Origin of the sequence: Vibrio echinoideorum (assembly GCF_024347455.1) — a bacterium.
GTDB lineage: Bacteria > Pseudomonadota > Gammaproteobacteria > Enterobacterales > Vibrionaceae > Vibrio > Vibrio echinoideorum.
This window is the reverse complement of record NZ_AP025483.1, coordinates 3144291-3162102: the sequence shown is the minus strand read 5'-3', so window position 1 is coordinate 3162102 and position 17812 is coordinate 3144291. Positions and strand designations below refer to the sequence as shown.

The following is a 17812-nucleotide window of genomic DNA, read 5'->3' as shown; positions in this document are numbered from 1 at the left end:
ATAATCAGTATTCGCTAGGCAGTTAGAGGCTCATTATGGATAACAGCCCCAAATCCAGCGGCTTTACTCTGGTAGAGCTGATCATCGTTATTATTATCCTTGGTATTGTTTCAACTTTCGCTGCGAGTCGCTTCGTTGGCACTTCTAGCTTTTCTACTTTTACTGCTCAAGAGCAGGCCATTTCCGTTATTCGCCAAATTCAAGTGAACCGAATGCAATCAAACGTTTCCGCTGCTAATGGCAGCTTTCGTCTTGCTGTTAATAGTGATTGTCTAGGTTCAGTAACTGCTTGCAGTTTAAACTTGTCTAATAGTGCTCAAAAATCACAAGCCGATGCGCGTAGTGATTATGTTCGTGGATCCGATATCTCATTTTCTCCAACCAACACCATTATCGATTTTGACTTATTGGGTAACCCTTCGGTGAGCGCTGGAGTTAACATTACGATTAACTCAACCACTTCAAGTAATAGCGCCCAGGTCTGTATCAATTCTCAAGGTTATGTGCGTGAAGGGGCGTGTCTATGATTCGTTCCCGTGGTTTTACTCTCATAGAGAGCATTATTGTGATTATCGTACTGAGTATTGCGATGGTCACGATTACCAGTTTTTTAGCACCTCAAGTGGCAAGTTCGGCCGACCCACAATATCAAAACCGTTCCGTAGCCTTAGGTCAGAGTTTGATGAATCAAATTTTAGCTCGTGGCTTTGACGAACATAGTGACTTTGATGGTGGTCTGGTGCGCTGTGGGGATGCAGGTGCGACCGCTTGTTCTGCTCCCAATGAACTCGGAGTGGATGGGGCAGAGGCAACCCCCGCAGCTTTCAATGATGTCGATGACTATATCGGTTGTTGGTACACAGATACTACTGAGTCAGCTTGCGTTTCATCAACTAAATACCCACTAGCCAATATCCTAGACGAAAATATTGAAGGCAGTTATGCCAATTTTCGTGTTGAGATTTCGGTGGTTTATGATCAAAACATGGACGGAACTAACGATAATACTATTGGTACGATGAAGCGCGTTGAAGTACAAATCTTTGGTGGTAATAACCGCTACAGCGTGATTGCCTATAAGGGGAACTACTAATGAAACAACGTGGTTTTACTCTGATAGAAATGATCGTAACCATTGTTGTAGTTGCCGTCATCGGTCTTGCAATTGCCGGTTTTGTTGAGTATGGCATGAAAGGTTATGTCGAAACTATCGACCGACAAAAGGTACAAATAAAAGGGCAATTCGTTGTAGAGAAAATGTCGCGAGAGATAAGCCACGCGGTTCCTAACAGTTTTGATTCGAGCATTATGCCTGCTTCGGCTTTTGCTCAAAAATGTCTCACCTTTTACGCAATTAAATACTCAGGCTTTTATCACCTTGACGAATCGACGGATGAGCTTGATTTTATTATCGGGCAAGACTCGCCCACGTTAGATGCCGGCGATTACCTCATTATTAATCCCAGCACTTATTCTGAATATGGAGCTGGTTCGACTAAACGGATTCCAGTCTCAGGTTTAGTTTCCACGAGTAATGTGTTTACCGCTAACTCTGTTAGCCTTAGCAGCCAGTCTATTGCTCAACGCCATTATATTTACGATGAGAGTGCTTCGGTGAGTTACTGTTTAGTGAATGATAGCGTTCAGAACAAAGGCCTAATTCAACGTAATGGAATCACCGTTGCGGATAGCATCAATTATGCTGACAGTAATTTTCGTTATGAAGAGCCAAGCTTACAGCGCGGTGGTGTGATTCATATCGATCTCGTGCTTGAGCAAAATAGTGAAGTAAGCGTTTACCAACAAGATGTGCAGGTACTCAATGCGCCATAGAAAATCATCTCAACAAGGCAGTGTTTTGGTCGTTGCAGTATTTGTTATTGTGGTAATGGGCTTCCTAGCGACTTCTTTAGTGCAAGTCCAGTGGTCAAATCACGATACATTGACGCGTAAGCAGCTTGGAACACAGGCTTGGCTGCTGGCACACTCCGCGAATGAGTGGGCACTCACTCAAGTTTATCCTTTGACGGTATCACCTGCGGTTTCAACAAGTGTTAGCACTGTCTGTAGCAACTTAAATTCAAATCAAGTGAGCAGCGGCATGTCGACTATCTGTACTGTAGACCAACTAACTTGTAGTCAGATCGGTGTGTTAGATGGTGTTGGCTTTTTCAAAATAGAATCAACGGCCATTTGTGGTTCGGGTATCAACCAAGTACAGCGTATTCAAGAAGTTTGGGTGAGGGAGTAATTATGAAATTCTTGGTTGGTCTTTTCAGAACACTTAAAAATTATGCTCATTGTGATGTTAACTTTTTGAAGCTATGTGCAACCATGGTTGCCTTATGTGGAACTTCTTTTGTTGCGATAGCTGATGATTTCTCACCTGAACAATGTAGCGACTTAAAAAGACAGGATGGCTTTTCTATTGCTTTTACTGTGCCAAACCCAAAGACAGTTACAGTGATACTTGAGTCAAATAAACCAGATGTTGTCTTATGGTCGAGTGTAACTAGTAGCGCTGCCAAGATAACTGATGAGAGTGTGAGCCCAGGAGAAAGAGTCCTGCTAGTTTACAAACCTATATCTAATGATGGTAAGTATGGGCGCTTAATTTACAAGCTTGATACCGGTGCGGGGTATATACAAAAACAGTCATCTCTAATTTGGATTAATGGGGGGAATGGTACTTTACAAGTTTCGGGAGATACTGTTGTCGTTGAGTGCGCCGATGGAGAAGAAGAACCCGACCCGAGTCCTGAGTTAGAAGACGTATCTTATGAATTTGGCTCTGTTGAAGGGATGGATTGTACTCATGGTTGTAACTTGTTATTCCAGAATCAATATGAGAATCCGATCGTTTTCTTAATGTCGACCATCAACCCTGATGACATCGCCAATAGCGTACCAACAAAGGCCAGTGTTGCAACTATTTGGGACTCAAAGAAAGGCGCAACAATAGAAAGTGAATCGGCTGAGAGTTATAGTTCAACAGATCGAATGTCACCTATTTATTATTTTGTTACTGAACCGGGAAGGCTGACTTTTTATGATCAAAATGGTGCGAAAGTCTACGGTGAAGCTGGAAATATCATAACCTCCAAAGCGCAATGTAAGGGTAATGCGTGTGGTAGCTCCGATTGGGAAACCGTTTCATACCAAATTGGAAATATTACCAACCCTGTGATAATGGCTCAGGTTCAGGGCAAGGATCGAGATTGGGCTACAACAGCTATATCTGGTTTAACTAACCAAAAATTTAAGCTTGCCTTAGAGCGCGGGAGGCAAGGGCCAACATCTTCACCTAAGACAATTGCTTATTTAGCTGCCCCTACGTTTTCAGGCCAAGACGAGTCTCAATCATCGAAAATTGAGTTTTATCAAGCGCCAGGTACATACAATCAAAAAACTGAAATAGAGCCAGAGAAATCTATTGGGTGGTCGTGTTTAAATAATGAGATATCGCTACATCAAAGCTTTAATAAGTTCGGTGTTATTGCTAATAAGCAAACCCGAAATGGTGGCGATGGTGGGTGGTTGCGATACTGCAAACAGTACGTTAATGGTGGGGAATCCCAATTTACGTTTGCATTTGATGAAGATGCTACTTCTCTTAGCACTCGTAAGCATGGCGCTTATGAATCTGTTGGGTATTTTGCGTTTGAAATTCCTGAGGTTGAGATACCAGTCAACGTATGTAACCTGTTCCCTGAGCCAATCCAAAGTTGGACAGGGGTGAATAGTGAGCTAACCGTAACCAATAATTCGGTTCGTTTTTTAGGTTGGTCAGATGATTATATATCTAGGTATCTGAACAATAAATCTGACGATTACCCATTCTATGATGAATCACCTAGCTTGCGTCATGCTATGCAGCAATATTTAATGCTTGGTTTTGATCATGCGAACTATGACACTTTAGATAAAATATATAATAACCCTGTTTGTGAAGGGCAATATGGTTGTGATGTTGGTAACAATGATTCATTGAATAGTTTACGTAAAGTCGACGGTGCCAATGTGGTGTCTATCCCAACACAAACACCTAGCGACTCACTAATCTTGAATGCTGGTAATGACAACATAGCGCTTTCATGCGGACCAGGTTCATCTCTATGTTCATATCAAGAAAGCGGACGAAACGTTGACGTTACTATAGAGAAAAACCTTGCTAGCTTGACACTCAACAAGTGGGGTTCTGATTATAACGTCGTTCGAGTGAAGCTTAAGGATGGGATTTATATTTCAAACCTAGATATATCAAACGGGAATGATGTTGAATTGGTTGTTCCTAGACTTGCTAGGGTGACATTTGGAACGTTCAAATATAGTTCAGGCTCGACTCAGTTCATTTTTGAATCGGGAAGCCAACTTAATGTCATTGATGAAATTCGTTTTTCAAATCGTGTTGAAATATCTTCGGAAGATGCGTATCCAATAATCTATGCCCCAGATGCTAAGGTAATCTTTGAGGGAAACAATTCTATGTTTAAGGGGTTTATTCTTGCGGATTATCTTGAATTAAATCAATCATCAATAGAAGGTGCCGTAACTGCTCGAACTACTAAGTTTAATTCAAATGTAACCATCCATAAACCTGACTATAGTTGTCCGCTTCCTCCGCTCCCAACAGGCTCTCTTGTCGTAACCCCAAAATACTCGCACGTTCTAACTTGTGAGGTCGCTGAGGTTGAATTCAAGATCGTAGATGATGATGGCAATGTGATTAATACCGTTCAAGATAGTTTCACTGCATCACATACACCAAACTCTACTGGGAAGTGGTGTGAAGATGAGAATGGAAGCAGTTGTTCTACATCCACTGGGGACTATCAAAGCAACTTTATAAATGGACAAAAGACGTTGTATTTATCGTCTTCGAAATTGGAAAGCTACGGTGTAAGCGGAAATTGGAATGGTGAAACTGAAACTACAGCATCAAAGATTAACTTTGTACCTTATAAGTTCGATGTAGATGAGCAGTTTGTTGTGGCTGGCATGGATTACTCAGTGACGGCTAAAGTGTCTTCTTGTAATACGCAAGATTCGTCGTTGTCACAAGATTATGTGGGCACGCCTACTGTGAGTTTAGATATCGTCCAACCAGTGAGCGGTGATTATGCGATAAGCTTACTAGATTACACGCCTGATTTTGAGGTGAGTGATAACGGTGAAACAACCGACACTCTTTCGATTCAAGAGGCAGGCCAGTTTAAAGTAACGCTGATTGACAGTAGTTTTGACTGTAGTGAAATATCAGGTTGCCCTGAAAGTGGCGTTGATAAACTCTCTGGAAGTTTCTTAATTAATTCTCGCCCTTGGCAATTCGCGGTCTGTACGGATAGTAACTCTGACGGAACTAGTAACAAAGGAAGTGCTTTTGTGGCGGCTGGTGAAACATTTAACGTGTTTGCCAAACCAATTAAGTTCACGAATGACTCTAGTCAGCTGTGCAACAATAGCTTAGTGACGCAAAACTATTTGATTTCCACCGCGGGTGTAAGTGCGACCCACACGCTAGATACGCCAAACAATACTGGCGCAGTACTTGGCAGTTTAGAACCAAGCAATCAACTTACTCAATCTAGCTCTGATATATCACTCGTTGATAATGGCTATAAATTTAAAAACTTAAACTACTCAGAAGTGGGTAGTTTTAATTTTGAAGTGACTGAAGACTCGAGCAGCTTTTATGGCAAGATTCTTGGTGGCTTCTCTGCAAGTAAATCAATTGGCCGTTTCTATCCGAAATACTTCCTACAAAAGAGCCCTGAATGGAATGTCGCTAATCAAAACGACATTGCTTATTTAGGTCAGCCTTATGACTCAACTGTCCATCAAGTGTATCCAATGGCATCGGGTGAAAATAGTACTGGTAACGCGCTTAACAACTATCAATTCTTTGCCCCAAGCCTACAAGCTAATTTTAGGGTTTTGGATGACACTAGTGTAGATAATGAGTTTTTATTAGATACAATTCCTGGTTCTTGGGCGACAAGCCGTAAATATTGGTTATTGAATGATAGTGCGGCGGTTCTTAAGCGAGTTACGGACTCAGATGATGTTAGCCGCAGAGATGCTCCGTTTAATACGTCAGATGCTAACTCTACTGCTACAAACTTTGGTTTAACGATTGAAGGAACAGATCCTGTGTCATTCACGGATTCTGATCCTGTTACCAGTTCGGCAGCATTCCCAGTTCAACCTCCTGCTCGCTACGGTCGAATAGCGCTCGATGATATTGGTGGCAATTCCAGTACTACTCTAACGATTCCACTCCGTGCTGAGTTTTGGGATGGCAATGAGTTTGTTGTTAACGAAGATGACGATCGCAGCACATTCAATGGCTCAAATTTTTGTAAGCAAGTTATTTGGACCAGTAATGAGGTGAAAACTACATTGGCTTCACTTAATGGTAGTGGAAATGTGGATGATGGAGAGGAAGACGTCACAGCGAACCAAAATACGCCTTCTGGTGCAGATGCACCACGTGAGCAGGTACGATTGTGGTTAAGAATGGATGCATCGACACCATTGGCTCAAACTGGTGAGAATCCTGTTGCATGCTCAGGCAGCGATCAAGATCAGCCATGGCTGCGCTACAACTGGAGACAGTTAGGCGATGAAGATCCCTCCACCGTCGTCACATTCGGTATCTACCGCGGTAACGATCGAGTGATCTACCGAGGTGAAAGTGGTTTAACAGGTCAGTAAAAATATAATTTTTGCCCCTTAAGTTAGGAATCTGTAAGAAATTGCGGGTTTCAGTCCATGTTTATACCTCAATGCCTTGCCGTGACAGCAAGGCATTGGTACATTTAGTGCAATTTTTGTCTTCTAATTCTTGCAGGATGAGCGAAGAATATGTTTAAAAAACTTCGTGGCATGTTTTCAAACGACCTATCGATTGATTTAGGTACAGCCAATACCCTTATTTATGTAAAAGGCCAAGGCATTGTTCTTGATGAGCCTTCTGTTGTAGCAATTCGCCAAGATCGTGTGGGCTCTGGAAAGAGTGTCGCTGCTGTTGGTCATGCTGCGAAGCAAATGCTTGGACGTACGCCTGGTAATATTTCAGCGATTCGTCCAATGAAAGACGGCGTAATTGCTGACTTTTACGTAACAGAAAAAATGCTTCAGCACTTTATTAAACAAGTGCATGACAACAGTGTGCTTAAACCAAGTCCTCGTGTTTTGGTTTGTGTTCCTTGTGGTTCTACTCAGGTAGAGCGTCGTGCTATCCGTGAATCAGCGCTAGGTGCTGGTGCGCGTGAGGTTTACCTTATCGATGAGCCAATGGCTGCTGCGATTGGTGCAGGCCTACGTGTATCTGAACCAACAGGTTCAATGGTTGTTGATATTGGCGGTGGTACTACTGAAGTTGCGGTTATCTCACTGAACGGTGTGGTTTACTCGTCTTCTGTACGTATCGGCGGTGACCGTTTTGATGAAGCTATTATTAATTATGTGCGTCGTAACTACGGCAGCCTGATTGGTGAAGCAACAGCAGAAAAGATCAAACACGAAATCGGTTCAGCTTACCCTGGCGATGAAGTGGAAGAGATCGAAGTACGTGGTCGTAACCTTGCTGAAGGTGTACCTCGTAGCTTTAGCCTAAACTCAAACGAAATCCTTGAAGCGCTTCAAGAGCCACTATCAGGCATCGTATCTGCAGTGATGGTTGCACTTGAACAATGTCCGCCAGAACTGGCTTCTGATATCTCAGAAAACGGTATGGTACTGACAGGTGGTGGTGCACTGCTTAAAGACCTTGATCGTCTGCTAACAGAAGAAACAGGAATTCCTGTTGTTGTTGCAGAAGAGCCATTAACGTGTGTTGCTCTGGGTGGCGGTAAAGCCCTAGAGATGATCGACATGCATGGCGGCGATCTGTTCAGCGAAGAATAATATCTAGTGTTAGGCTCTTTTATTACCGAGTTTTATGTAAAGAGCCTAGGACCTTGTCTATAGGACCAAATGTAGCTCTAGGACCAAATATAGAATGAAGCCAATTTTTGGTAGAGGTCCCTCTCTACAATTGCGCCTGTTTTTTGCTGTAACGTTATCAGCCAGCCTTATGCTGGCTGATAGTCGTTTAGATACTTTCTCAAATGTCCGCTATCTATTAAACAGCATGGTTGCACCTATTCAATATGCTGCCAACTTACCTCGCACTATGTTCGATGGTGTCTACGAACGTTTTAGTACTCGTAAAGGCCTGATCGAATCCAACCATAATATTAAACGAGAAGTTTTGCGTCTGAAGAGCGAACTGATTCTGCTTGAGCAATATCAAGAAGAAAACAAACGCCTTCGTAAGTTATTAGGATCTCCGTTTATCCGTGACGAAAAGAAAGTCGTCACAGAGGTTATGGCAGTAGATACTTCACCATATCGCCATCAGGTTGTGATCGATAAAGGTCAGATTGATGGGGTATATGAAGGTCAACCGGTGATCAACGAGAAAGGTATTGTAGGTCAAGTGACTTTTGTTGCAGCTCACAATAGTCGTGTCCTGTTACTGACTGACGCAAACAATGCGATTCCTGTTCAGGTTATTCGTAACGATATTCGAGTGATCGCTTCGGGTAATGGCATGATTGATGAGATCCAGCTAGAGCACATTCCAACCAGTACCGATATACAAGAAGAAGATCTATTGGTGACATCTGGACTCGGTGGAGTATATCCAGAAGGTTATCCAGTCGCCTACGTTACTGCCGTTGATTATGACCCGAAACGTGAGTTTGCGGTTATCAAAGCAGAGCCTGTGGTTGAGTTTGATAAGCTCAGGTATTTACTGCTTGTATGGCCGGATGAAAACAAACAGATGCAAGCGGATCAATCCAGCATAGAACAAGCATTGTTAGAGGGCGAAGATGGCCAATAGCGTTTTAAGAAGCAAGGTAGTAATTGGTTGCTCATTTTTGATCGCGCTTATTCTGCAGACGATCCCGTGGCCCGGTAGTTTGGATCTATTCAGACCCTCTTGGTTGCTATTGGTGACCTGTTACTGGGTTTTGGCTCTACCTCACCGTGTTAACGTGGGTAGCGCTTTGATTCTAGGCTTGTTGTGGGATCTTTTGATCGGTTCAACATTGGGTATTCGCGGGATGATGATGGCAATAGTGATGTACATTATTGCGATGAACTTCCTGGTAATACGCAACATGGCGCTATGGCAACAAGCCATGATTATTGCTGCGTTGACTGTGCTGTTTGAAGTGTTGATCTTCTTTGGTGAATATTTGATCCAAGATGTCGTGTTCAATCCGTTATCGTTATGGAGCGCATTGATAAACTGTATACTTTGGCCTTGGATGTTTTTATTAATGAGGCGCGTGCGTCGCCATTGGCATGTGAGGTAGCGTGACGATGAAAAAGAAACATTTAGTTTTGGCATCGGGTTCCCCACGCCGCAAAGAGCTTCTTTCTCAACTGGGCTACGAGTTTTCTATCCTGGTAACCGATGTTGAAGAATGTAAGCACGCACAAGAAACCGCCGAAGGGTACGTTAAGCGACTATCTTTAGATAAAGCCTTAGCGGCGCTCTCTTTATTAACAACGAATACCGATGAAAAGCAGCATGTCGTTCCTAGTTCTGATAATGTAGATCTTGGCTCTGATGCTATTTCTCTTGATTCTGAAATAGTGGTTCTTGGTTCTGACACAGTTGTCGTCAGCCAAGGGCAAGTGCTCGAGAAACCAGCCGACTTTTCTGACTCTAAGCGTATGCTTACTCAGTTAGCCAACGAACGCCATCAAGTGATGACGGCCGTTTCTGTGGTTTCGGCTGAAAAACAAAAAACAGAAATCGTTATTACCGACGTATGGTTTAAACCCCTCAGTGAAAAAGAAATAGAACAATACTGGCAAACAGGGGAGCCATGCGATAAAGCCGGTAGCTATGGGATCCAAGGTTTGGGTGGACGCTTTGTTACCCGAATCGAAGGTAGTTATTACGCCGTTGTCGGCTTACCTTTATTTGAAACGGACCAGCTACTGCAAGAATTCTTATAATTACTAATCTGAGGTGCAGCATGAGTGCTGAATTGTTGCTGAACGTGACCCCGAGTGAAACTCGTGTGGCCATGATTGAAGGGGGGGCTCTTCAAGAGATCCACGTCGAACGAGATGCTCGACGCGGTATCGTGGGAAATATCTATAAAGGACGTGTAAGCCGTGTTCTTCCTGGAATGCAGGCAGCTTTTGTGGATATAGGCCTTGAGAAAGCAGCTTTTTTACACGCCTCTGATATTGTTCCGCACACTGAATGTGTTGCTGAAAATGAAAAAAAACAGTTTCAAGTCCGTGATATTTCGGAGCTTGTCCGTCAAGGTCAAGACATTGTGGTTCAAGTTGTCAAAGACCCTCTTGGTACTAAAGGTGCCCGCTTAACCACTGATATCACTCTGCCATCTCGTTATTTGGTCTTTATGCCAGGCGCAAGCCATGTCGGTGTTTCTCAGCGAATTGATAGTGAGTCAGAACGTAACCGTCTTAAAAAAGTGGTATCTCGTTACTGTGATGAACACGGTGGCTTCATTATCCGTACGGCCGCAGAAGGGGCTGACTCGAATGAATTGGCACAAGATGCCGCATTCTTGAAACGATTATGGCTAAAAGTGCTAGAGCGTCGTGGTAAACACAAAGCTCGTACTCGTCTATACGGCGAACTTTGCCTAAGCCAGCGTATCTTGCGTGACTTTGTGGGTACTGAGTTGAGCCGAATTCAGGTCGATTCGCGTTTAGAGTATGAAAACCTAAAAGAATTTACTTCTGAGTACGTGCCAGAGCTTACTGAAAAGCTTGAGTTGTATGAAGGCGACAAGCCTATCTTTGATATGTACGATACCGAGAATGAAGTTCAACGCTCTTTGGACCGTAAAGTCGAATTAAAATCTGGTGGATATCTGATTATCGACCAAACGGAAGCGATGACCACTGTCGACATTAACACCGGCGCATTTGTTGGTCGCCGTAATCTAGAAGAAACGATTTTCAATACTAACGTAGAAGCGACACAAGCCATTGCTCGTCAGCTGCGTCTACGTAACTTAGGTGGCATTATCATTATCGATTTTATTGATATGTTGTCAGAAGAGCACCGTAAGCGAGTACTAACTTCTTTAGAAGCTGCGCTAGACAAAGATCGTGTGAAAACCAATATCAATGGCTTCACACAGCTTGGCTTAGTTGAGATGACTCGTAAACGTACTCGTGAAAGTATTGAGCATATTCTGTGTTCTAGTTGCCCTGCCTGTGAAGGTCGTGGCAGTGTGAAGACAGTCGAAACAGTTTGTTATGAAATACTTCGAGAAATCACACGTGTGAATCGTGCGTATGACGCTGACAAGTTTGTTGTGTATGCGGCAGCCGCTGTTGCTGAAGCGTTAGAGGGCGATGAATCTCACGCGCTCGCTGAGCTTGAAGTGTTTATTGGTAAACAAGTTAAAATCCAGGCTGAGCCTCTGTACATACAAGAGCAGTTTGATGTTGTTATGATGTAATGGATATTTTGTGAGCTCAAGCGTTACTCTGATTCTTCGTGCATGTTTATGGTTAGTGGTTACTCTCTTAGTAACGCTAGCCATTGCCGTTACTACACTGCGTGTAGCCTTACCCAATTTAAACAAGTATCAATCTGAAATTGAAGTTTGGGTAAATCAACATTCCGGTTTTGAATTTTCAATTCAAGACGTGGGTGGTTTTTGGCGCAACACTCACCCCTCTATTGCCCTACAAGGCGTTAAAGCCAGCCTTCCAAATGCTGAAGATGTGACCTTCTCTGTTGAGCGTGTTGAAGTCGAGTTTGACTTGATTCAATCGCTTGTTCAGATGCGTCCGGTTGTGGCCGATCTGGTCATGAATCAAATGTACCTTGATATCCGCTCTATTGATTTGTTTGCTGGGCAAAACGGCAAAGATAAACCTAAAGAATCGAACTCTTCAAAGCGAATTATGCAAGAGCTGGATAACTTGTTGTTGAAAACGTTAGTGGATGTTACCGCTAAAAATTCAACCCTTGCATATCGGACTATTTCTGACGAAGACCGCCAACTCGACATTGAAACTTTAAAATGGCAAAACTCAGGTAAACATCACCTTGCGGAAGGTGTGGTGAGTATTAAAGACGCCAACCTAAATTCCTTGTCAGTGAGTGCTAACTTTGTTGATGGTGGATCGTTGACCGATATGACGGGCGAGTTCTATGTGAGCGCGGATAATATCTCGGTGAAGCCTTGGTTAACCCGCTACATGCAGGCGGAGTCAGGTGTTGAAACCGGTACGGTCAGCCTTAATAGCTGGTTAACGTTGAAAAACAGTAAGCCAGTTAATGCTTATGTTGAGGTATTACCTTCTGAACTGACTTGGAACGAGGATGGCCGCCACGATTTGATGATTGAATCTGGTGTGTTTAAGCTTTCTCCATTGGAAGATGGTTGGCAAGTAAATGGTCACTCACTTAATTTGAGAACCGATGACACGCCTTGGCCTGAACTTGATGTCGCATTTAAGTGGAACAAAGGTCCGTGGCAACTCAATGTTTCTGAGCTTGATGTTGCAACACTAACGCCGTTGATTAAGTTGTTGCCGGATTCTGAACAGTCCTCCCAAATGATTAACTCGTTGGCTCCCGGTGGTTTGGTTTCTGATATTCGTGTATCAATGGATTCAGGTATTGAAAGCTTACGTTATTCTGCGAGTTTTTCTGATATGGCTATCGAGCAATGGGAATTAGTCCCGGGTTTTAGCCAAGTTTCAGGGAGTGTGTTTGGTTCTGCATCAGAAGCGAAAGCCAGCTTGCATGTTATTGATGATGTGTTTCCTTATGGCGATGTATTCCAAGCCCCTCTAAATATCAAACAAGGTCAGGTTGATATTGTTTGGCAGCAAGATGAAAACGGTTGGAGGCTTTGGTCGGATAAAATTACGGCTGCAACGCCAGATTTACAAGTTTTGGGCGCATTTCGCTTGGACTTCCCGAATGATGCAAGCCCATACCTGTCTTTTTACGGTGAAGCGGACGCTTACAATGTGGGCGAAACATGGCGTTACTTACCGACATTAGCGCTTGGCCAAGATTTAACTGATTACCTTTCTACTGCGATTCAAGCCGGTAAAGCCGACACCGTTAAGTTACTTTGGCATGGTGAGTTAGCCCAATACCCCTACACCAATCACGATGGTATTTTCCAAGTTTGGGTTGGGTTAGAGAACGCTAAATTTAGTTTTGATACCGGTTGGCCACTGATTACCGATCTTCAACTTGATCTGTTATTTGAAAATGATGCGATGCATCTAGATTCTCGTTCGGCTCAATTGATGGATGTAACCGCCGATCGTATTACTGGTCGTATTCCCTATTTAGGGGAAGGCGGTCATATTGAAATTGAAGCGAAGGCCACCGCGTCGGGCAATGCAGTACGCGATTACATGACCGCTTCTCCATTAGTCGATTCCGTCGGTGCAGCCTTAACGGCTCTGCAAGTGAGTGGCGATGTGTCATCTGAATTCCAACTCAATATTCCTTTTGATTCCGAAAAAGAGCCAAGAGCGTGGGGTTATGCCGATCTGAGTGGGAATCATGTTGAAATTGAAGCTCCGCCAATGGTGCTTGAAAACACGACAGGACGTATCGAGTTTGATAATGATGTCATCACGGCGAATGGCTTAGCTGCTGATTTACTGAAACAGGGCATCTCTGTTGATTTTAAAGGCCTCAATGATGGCCCAGGATACGCAGTTGATATCGATGTTTTAGGCGATTGGGACGTTAAACCTCTAGAGCCTTATATTGGCGAGCAATGGTTAAGCCGTTTATCGGGTCATGCTCAGTGGCAAAGTCAGATTGATATTCAGCTCAACGATATCGGTTTTAGTTACCAACTGGATTTGCAGTCAGATCTTAAGTATTTGGCCAGTGATTACCCATACCCATTGGCGAAAAAATCATTAGAAAGTGGCTCAGCAAGGCTACAAGCGTCGGGTAACCAAGAAGCGATTACCGCACGTTTACAGCTCCCTAGCACCAAATATCAGGCTGAAATTGATATTACAGGCGATGTTCCCAAGTTAACGGCGACTAACTTAGTGCTTGGTCGGGGTGGTTATAAAATTAGTCCTGTTGTTGGCCATCATGCGTTAATTCGCACTGACAAGTTCAATGCCGATGATTGGTTATCGGTAGTGATGGAACCGGTGAAGCCTTCAGATGCTGTGCTCAGTCAAATGAACACGCCAACCATTCCTGCACCAAGTCGCATTACGTTCGAAAGTAAGGAACTGATCTTAGGCGGTATTCCTTGGAATGATGTCGATTTTAGCGCTCGTAAGAACAAACAGGCGTGGCAGATGGAAGTGTCTAGCCAAGAGATCGAAGGGGATATTAATTATCTGCCTCCATACGATTTAACGGTTTCGCTGGATCGCCTACATTTGTTTGTTCCTGAGTGGAGTGACAAGAAAAACCAAGAACAATTGCTTCAACGAAAAGAGCAAGAAGCCCCATTGATCTCTGAATTGGATAGAAAGATCCATGATGCGATGCCAAATCTAAAATTAACCCTTAACGATTTTTGGTTGCAAGGCTATAAGGTCGGTAAGGTCGATGTTGAACTGGCTAGGCAAGACGATCGTATTGAGTGGAAGAAGATTCAGGTTCGAAGCGGCGGAAACAAAGCGGATGTGAGTGGCTGGTGGGAATTGAAAGGCGATAAGAGTCATTCATCGCTCGCCGTTGATGTTGAAGGCGAGAACAACAGTGAATTAATGGAACGTTTTGGTATTACTTCAGGGATTCAAAAAGCGCCTTTCGCGCTTGAAGGTCAACTGCAGTGGGATGGATCTCCTTGGGGTATTAAAATGGATACCCTTGACGGAAACGTTGAAACCAAATTCGGCAAAGGCATTATTTCAGACGTAAGTGGTGCTGCTCGATTGCTTGGTTTGTTTAGCCTAGATTCAATCATTCGTAAGATGCAGCTCGATTTCTCTGATGTGTTTGATAAAGGCATGGCGTTCAACAGCATCACAGGTACGGGTAAAATTCAAAATGGCATATTTCTGACGAATGACTTAAACATGGATGCCGTCGCAGGCGAGATGCAAATCAAAGGTATCGCTAACCTGAATACGCGTCAGGTTGATGCTGAAGTGAACTTTACCCCAGATATTACATCCGGTATTCCGGTATTAACGGCATTTGCTGTGACTCCGCAAACCGCACTGTACGTATTGGCGGTAACTACCGTTATTTCGCCAGTGGTTGAGGTCTTTACCCAAGTTAATTACTCGGTGAAAGGACCTCTGGATTCACCAACGGTAAGTGAACTTTCACGCAGTTCCGGTGAGTTCCAGTTACCAGAAAAGCTTAGGAAACTCGCTCAGTAACCGTTGCTAAGCGAGCCGATTAATAGACGAATTAGTTAAAGTACTCGCTGATTAATATACGGTAAATGCTGATTTCTGAATCATAATGAATGAAGGAGCGATACACATGGATTGTGTTGGGTTGATTCAAATGACATCTGGCCCCAGCCCTGAATTGAACTTTGACTACCTTGTTCAAGAAGTAGCAAAGTGCAAAGCGTTAGGGGCTAAGTGGGTGGTTTGCCCTGAAAACGCGTTAGTTTTTGGTAGCAAAGCCGATTATCACCAGTATGCAGAGCCCTTAAATGATGGCCCATTGCAGAAGAAACTGTCTGAGTTGGCTACGCTTCATCGAATCTGGATTATTGTCGGTAGCATGCCGATAAGTACGGCTGAAGGCGTGACTACTACAACATTGGTGATTGATGATTTTGGCAGCTTAGTGGCTCATTACGACAAGCTACATATGTTTGATGTTGATGTAGCCGATGCGCATAAGTGTTATCGAGAGTCCGATATTTTCACTCCGGGTGACCGAGTTGTGACGACAGAAACGCCTTTTGGTCGCTTAGGTTTGAGTATTTGTTATGATGTGCGCTTTCCACACTTGTATTCAGAGTTACGTAAGCAGGGTGCGCAGATCATTATCGTTCCAGCGGCGTTTACAGCAGTGACTGGTCAAGCGCATTGGGAAGCCTTATTAAGGTGCCGTGCGATCGAAACACAATCGTGGATTGTCGCGGTAGGGCAAGGTGGCAAACATCCTTGCCAAAGAGAAACATGGGGACACTCAATGGTGGTTGATCCATGGGGACGAGTGGTCGCACAGCTAGACCAAGATCCTAAAAGTATGGTGGTTGAGATAGACACATCCAGTTGCGAATCAATCAGGCAAAATATGCCAATAGCGCAACATTCTCGATTCACCAATCAATTTTAATTACAAACAAGAGCCATTTATGAGCATTAATCAAATTGAAGAAGCACTACTGAACCCGACAGGGCTTACGGAGCAAAATATCGCAGATACATTGGCGAGCATTGCTACCCGCCAAATTGATTATGCTGATATCTATTTCCAGTCAAGCTGGCATGAATCTTTGGTGCTAGAAGATAGCATCATTAAAGACGGTTCTTTCAACATCGACTGCGGTGTTGGTGTTCGAGCGGTATCTGGCGAAAAAACCGGTTTTGCGTACTCTGATCAAATCCAATTAGAGGGTCTGAAGCAAAGTGCGATTGCTGCTCGTGGTATCGCGAAGCAAGGTCAAAACGGCAAGGTTCACGCTTTCAAACGCAATTCGAACCAAGCTTACTATGACGCGGTTAACCCGCTAGCAAGCTGGGAAAAACAACAAAAAACAGAATTACTAAAAGCGCTTGATGCTTACATTCGTACCAAAGAGCCTATGGTCACTGAAGTATCAGTGAGTTTAAGCGGTGTGCATGAGCAGATGCTTGTTGCTGCTACTGACGGCACTTTCGCGGGTGATATTCGTCCGCTTGTTCGTTTGTCTATCAGCGTACTGGCACAAAAAGGCGATCGTCGTGAGCGTGGCAGTGCTGGCGGTGGCGGTCGTTTTGGTTACGACTTCTTCCTAAGCGATGCTAATGGCTCTCAGGTTGCTTACCAATTTGCAGATGAAGCGATTCGCCAAGCGTTAGTTAACCTTGAAGCAGTAGCCGCTCCTGCTGGTGCGATGCCAGTCGTATTAGGTTCTGGCTGGCCAGGCGTTTTACTGCATGAGGCGGTAGGTCACGGTTTAGAGGGTGACTTCAACCGTAAAGAATCTTCAGTATTCTCAGGTAAGATCGGCGAGCAAGTAACATCAAGCCTATGTACGATCGTTGATGATGGTACATTGACAGATCTTCGTGGTTCATTAAACGTTGATGATGAAGGTGTAAACGGTCAGTACAATACCTTAATCGAAAACGGCATCCTAAAAGGTTACATGCAAGACAAGCTTAATGCTCGTCTAATGGGTGTAGCGCCTACGGGTAACGGTCGTCGTGAGTCTTACGCGCACCTTCCTATGCCGCGTATGACAAACACTTACATGCTGCCGGGTGAACATACTCCTGAAGAGATTATCTCAACGGTTGAAAGAGGCATCTACGCGCCAAACTTCGGTGGCGGTCAGGTTGATATTACTTCTGGTAAGTTCGTGTTCTCAGCTTCTGAAGCGTACATGATTGAAAACGGCAAAATCACTCACCCAGTGAAGGGTGCAACGCTCATTGGTTCTGGTATAGAAGCGATGCAGCAAGTGTCTATGGTAGGCAACGACCTTAGCCTAGACCGTGGTGTTGGTGTGTGTGGTAAAGCCGGCCAAAGCGTTCCAGTCGGTGTTGGTCAACCAACATTGAAGCTAGACTCTCTTATAGTAGGTGGTACTGAGTAATTCAGGCTAACCCCGCGTTTGATTAGAGTTTCAGT

At 43.9% G+C, this 17812-nt stretch carries 13 protein-coding genes; all 13 read left to right on the top strand.

The annotated features are described in order from the left end of the window. Positions 1–35: 35 nt before the first annotated feature. The 13 genes from OCV36_RS14185 to tldD all read left to right on the top strand — a co-directional run bounded on the left by OCV36_RS14185 (position 36) and on the right by tldD (position 17777). Positions 36–527, top strand: a complete 492-nt coding sequence (locus OCV36_RS14185) for a prepilin-type N-terminal cleavage/methylation domain-containing protein (protein WP_135456128.1) — start codon at positions 36–38, stop codon at positions 525–527. Beyond that, positions 524–1093: a type IV pilus modification PilV family protein gene (locus OCV36_RS14180; RefSeq protein ID WP_135456130.1), complete on the top strand. Its 570-nt coding sequence runs from the start codon at positions 524–526 to the stop codon at positions 1091–1093. The genes OCV36_RS14185 and OCV36_RS14180 overlap by 4 nt, the downstream gene beginning before the upstream one ends. Next, positions 1093–1833, top strand: a complete 741-nt coding sequence (locus OCV36_RS14175; RefSeq protein WP_135456132.1) for a prepilin-type N-terminal cleavage/methylation domain-containing protein — start codon at positions 1093–1095, stop codon at positions 1831–1833. The genes OCV36_RS14180 and OCV36_RS14175 overlap by 1 nt, the downstream gene beginning before the upstream one ends. Beyond that, complete coding sequence (locus OCV36_RS14170; RefSeq protein WP_135456134.1) at positions 1823–2251, top strand: MSHA biogenesis protein MshP; 429 nt, start codon at positions 1823–1825, stop codon at positions 2249–2251. The genes OCV36_RS14175 and OCV36_RS14170 overlap by 11 nt, the downstream gene beginning before the upstream one ends. A 2-nt stretch (positions 2252–2253) precedes the next feature. Next, complete coding sequence (locus OCV36_RS14165; RefSeq protein WP_135456136.1) at positions 2254–6714, top strand: DUF6701 domain-containing protein; 4461 nt, start codon at positions 2254–2256, stop codon at positions 6712–6714. A gap of 150 nt (positions 6715–6864) precedes the next feature. Next, positions 6865–7908: a rod shape-determining protein gene (locus OCV36_RS14160; protein WP_017073028.1), complete on the top strand. Its 1044-nt coding sequence runs from the start codon at positions 6865–6867 to the stop codon at positions 7906–7908. Positions 7909–8002: 94 nt separating this feature from the next. After that, entirely contained in the window at positions 8003–8890 is an 888-nt protein-coding gene (gene mreC / locus OCV36_RS14155; RefSeq protein WP_135456138.1) for a rod shape-determining protein MreC, read from the top strand. Next, positions 8880–9368: a rod shape-determining protein MreD gene (mreD, locus tag OCV36_RS14150; protein ID WP_017073030.1), complete on the top strand. Its 489-nt coding sequence runs from the start codon at positions 8880–8882 to the stop codon at positions 9366–9368. The genes mreC and mreD overlap by 11 nt, the downstream gene beginning before the upstream one ends. A 7-nt stretch (positions 9369–9375) precedes the next feature. Then, complete coding sequence (locus OCV36_RS14145) at positions 9376–10020, top strand: Maf family protein (RefSeq protein ID WP_017073031.1); 645 nt, start codon at positions 9376–9378, stop codon at positions 10018–10020. A gap of 20 nt (positions 10021–10040) precedes the next feature. Next, a complete protein-coding gene (gene rng / locus OCV36_RS14140; protein ID WP_004735923.1) occupies positions 10041–11510 on the top strand; it encodes a ribonuclease G in 1470 nt (489 codons plus the stop codon). Between the two features lie 10 nt (positions 11511–11520). Beyond that, entirely contained in the window at positions 11521–15393 is a 3873-nt protein-coding gene (locus OCV36_RS14135; protein ID WP_135456140.1) for a YhdP family protein, read from the top strand. A gap of 106 nt (positions 15394–15499) precedes the next feature. Continuing rightward, positions 15500–16312 (top strand): carbon-nitrogen hydrolase family protein, encoded by an 813-nt coding sequence (locus OCV36_RS14130; RefSeq protein ID WP_135456142.1) that lies wholly within the window; start codon positions 15500–15502, stop codon positions 16310–16312. Positions 16313–16331: 19 nt separating this feature from the next. Continuing rightward, complete coding sequence (tldD, locus tag OCV36_RS14125; RefSeq protein WP_135456144.1) at positions 16332–17777, top strand: metalloprotease TldD; 1446 nt, start codon at positions 16332–16334, stop codon at positions 17775–17777. Positions 17778–17812 lie beyond the last annotated feature (35 nt).

What these genes read in the sequence shown, in the direction of transcription:
- OCV36_RS14185 (WP_135456128.1), top strand. Translation starts at nt 36, where the DNA reads ATGGATAACAGCCCCAAATCCAGCGGCTTTACTCTGGTAGAGCTGATC.
- mreC (WP_135456138.1), top strand. Translation starts at nt 8,003, where the DNA reads ATGAAGCCAATTTTTGGTAGAGGTCCCTCTCTACAATTGCGCCTGTTT.
- OCV36_RS14180 (WP_135456130.1), top strand. Translation starts at nt 524, where the DNA reads ATGATTCGTTCCCGTGGTTTTACTCTCATAGAGAGCATTATTGTGATT.
- rng (WP_004735923.1), top strand. Translation starts at nt 10,041, where the DNA reads ATGAGTGCTGAATTGTTGCTGAACGTGACCCCGAGTGAAACTCGTGTG.
- tldD (WP_135456144.1), top strand. Translation starts at nt 16,332, where the DNA reads ATGAGCATTAATCAAATTGAAGAAGCACTACTGAACCCGACAGGGCTT.
- OCV36_RS14130 (WP_135456142.1), top strand. Translation starts at nt 15,500, where the DNA reads ATGGATTGTGTTGGGTTGATTCAAATGACATCTGGCCCCAGCCCTGAA.
- OCV36_RS14145 (WP_017073031.1), top strand. Translation starts at nt 9,376, where the DNA reads ATGAAAAAGAAACATTTAGTTTTGGCATCGGGTTCCCCACGCCGCAAA.
- OCV36_RS14165 (WP_135456136.1), top strand. Translation starts at nt 2,254, where the DNA reads ATGAAATTCTTGGTTGGTCTTTTCAGAACACTTAAAAATTATGCTCAT.
- mreD (WP_017073030.1), top strand. Translation starts at nt 8,880, where the DNA reads ATGGCCAATAGCGTTTTAAGAAGCAAGGTAGTAATTGGTTGCTCATTT.
- OCV36_RS14160 (WP_017073028.1), top strand. Translation starts at nt 6,865, where the DNA reads ATGTTTAAAAAACTTCGTGGCATGTTTTCAAACGACCTATCGATTGAT.
- OCV36_RS14170 (WP_135456134.1), top strand. Translation starts at nt 1,823, where the DNA reads ATGCGCCATAGAAAATCATCTCAACAAGGCAGTGTTTTGGTCGTTGCA.
- OCV36_RS14175 (WP_135456132.1), top strand. Translation starts at nt 1,093, where the DNA reads ATGAAACAACGTGGTTTTACTCTGATAGAAATGATCGTAACCATTGTT.